The organism is Lentzea tibetensis (assembly GCF_007845675.1).
GTDB lineage: Bacteria > Actinomycetota > Actinomycetes > Mycobacteriales > Pseudonocardiaceae > Lentzea > Lentzea tibetensis.
Map to the genome: position 1 here is coordinate 1 of NZ_VOBR01000080.1, position 2760 is coordinate 2760.

At 60.7% G+C, this 2760-nt stretch carries 1 protein-coding gene; it reads left to right on the forward strand.

Annotated features, from left to right (window positions below; all coding sequences use genetic code 11):
* Positions 1-206: 206 nt before the first annotated feature.
* Positions 207-2760 (forward strand): hypothetical protein (locus tag FKR81_RS42980; protein WP_222598627.1); only part of this gene is annotated, 2554 nt, incomplete at its 3' end.

Sequence of the window (2760 nt, forward strand, 5' to 3'; positions counted from 1 at the left end):
GGGCATTACGGTGAGACACGAGAGCCTCCGGCTGGTGTGGGTCCTAGACAAGCCACACCCCAGCCGGAGGCTCTCCTTACGTCAACACCTGCCCGCCGCTACCAACGTCCTGGCCAGATACAACTAGGGCAAAGTGCCTGTGAACTTCTGGGCGATTCTCGACGTGTATGCACATGTAGCCGGATGCGTACACGCGGGAGGTAGAAATGCCGCCAGAGAACCACGACGGAAACAAGAAAGACAAACGCGGGCGCGGAAACAGTCCGTTCGACCAGTCGCTTGATGACCTCTCGCTGAGTGAGCGTGCCCCGAAGAGGGAAAAGGTCGAAACCGATCTGACATTGGAGATCGGAGCCAACGGTCCAACCCCCCAGCAGTACAACGCCCTGACCGGCTTTGCGCGCGATGCCGCTCACACGGTTCTTGCCTATCACGCGAACGGCGACGCCGTGCCGCCCGTGACTGTCTCCGGACCTCTCCCCATGGCTAACCAGGTCCAGAAGGCGCTGAACCTGGTCATCACAAGCTACCTTCCCCACATCGAGCGCGACATGCCCGGCGACCAGCGGCTCGGAGCTGACCGGATCATCATCAACACAGCCAGCCCGTCCGGTACGGCGACCACGGTGAGCCTGCCTCGTGGCACCGCTGTGACTCCCGCCCCTCGGCTGACGCCACAACCCCTCCCTCGGTACAACACCAACATCACATCGCCCCCCTCCCCACCGCCGAACAGTCGATCTCTCGCACAGTCGAGCAGTCAAACCGCCACACCCACACAATCCACCAATCCGCCGCTACCCCAAGGAAAGATCAACGCGGCCAAACGAAATTTCAAAGGCGGTGGAAGCAAACCGGAGTGGTTTCCGTCGCTGTGGGGTGTGCTGCTTACGCATCCTGAGCCGATGGGTATCAGCGATCTCACAAATAGCGGGGATCTTCCGCCCAAATTTCCAGTTTCCAGAATGACCAACTATCTGTTGGCGATGAAGGAAGTCGGCCTGGTCGTCGAAAACGGACAGGCAGGAAAGGCATCTCTCTACAGTCCAGTCGCACCCTCAGATATCTCACCAACCGAGCGACAGGCACTGCTCGACTGGGCCCAAGGCTTACCTGCACTCGCCTGCGCCGCGGCGAATACGCACCTGAGCAGCCGCCCCAACATCCTGCGCCTGCCCGGAACTCTCTACGCGCAGCTGGTCCAGAACACGAAGGGAAAAAGTGGAAACACCGAAAACCGCTTGCTCGCGTCCAGGGCCTTCGAAGTACTGCTGACCGCCGAAAAACCCCTCAGCCAGCAGGAGATCGCGGATCGGCTCAAAGAAAATCATCACTTCCCGAATGCGATCAAGGGAACTGTAGCGCCGTACCTGAACGCGATGGTCGCCGCGTCCCTGGCAAGCTCTCCGACCGCGGGAACGAAAACCACTGCCTCCTCCCAATACAGTGCCAGAATCCCCCTGCCGACTGAGTTGCTGAGCGATCCGTCTTTCCAGAGATTCATCGACAACCTGCCCGATGTGAATGATCGTGGGCGCGCCAGGCAGCGCAGTGATGGCATCGATCCGATCGCACAGCAGGACACCACGACCGTCCCTCCTGCCTTTCTCATGTCAGACACGCTCAAGAACGCGTTGCACCCAGGCAGCATGTCGAGAAGCAGCCTGGCCAAAGAGAATGCTCTTCGTGTGTGGTCGGTCCTGTTGGCCAACGATCCGACCACCAACAAGGAGCTGGAAACTGCCCTGTCGGGAACCGCGGCCGCGAAGGAATCTCGCTACTACACGCAATGGCTGCAGCGGTCCAATATGGCAGCGGTTGACCGCAAGAACGGCAACACCATCGTCTACACGGGTACTGTTCCGCCAGGCTTGGAAACCAATAACGACCTGCGTAGCTGGGTTGCCGGTCTTCCCGAGACCATGAAGGTCAAGGCGCAGAACCGCCTTGACAATCCTTTTGTCGTATCCGTGCAACAGGGCGAGCCGCCCGTACCGCCGCCCCTGCCGCCCCGTATCGCCCAAGACTTCCAAGCAGGCGGGAGGGCCCACCAGATGGGGTTCGGCGGCGCTCGGGCCAGTCAGATCCTGGGGATTCTGCTGCGCACCAGCACGCCGCTCACCAGCGACATGATCCAAGCCAGGTTGAAGTCAGAACACAATGTCGATGTCTCCGTGCCAAGCGTCAACAGGTATCGCTCGTATCTCGGCAGTGAAAATTTGGTGAGTCTCTACGGCAAGGATAGTTTGACAGATCTCTATGTCGGTTGTGTTCCTGAGAGTCTTCGGAATGATCCTGGTCTAGCAGAGTGGGCTGCTGAGCTCGCTGATGTTGGTGGGCGTGCCAATGCGCGGGCTCGTATCGGTGGCACGGAGCCTTTGGGTGCCGCGCGGCTCCTGCCGCCGCTTCCCGCCGTGTTGCGCGACGCGTTCGGCAATAGCGTCGGCCAGAAGCGTGCCGCCGCGACACTAGCGGTGTTGATCAGCACCGGCAAGCCCCTGACCCTCCAGGAGCTTGCCGAGGTTGTCCAGCGTGACTACCGACTCAGCCACGGGAAAGCGACTGCCCTAGCGGACCTGGCCAAGATGCGCACGTCGGGCTTGCTCAAAGAGATGGACAAGACCCGAGACGGCTATTTCTACACGGCTGTTGTTCCTGCCGGTTTGGTCGAGGTCTCCGCGCAGGAGCGGGATGCGCTTTGTGAGTGGGCTCGTGGGGCGTTGTCCGGGCGGGCCCAGGCGGATGCGTTGGCTCGTATCG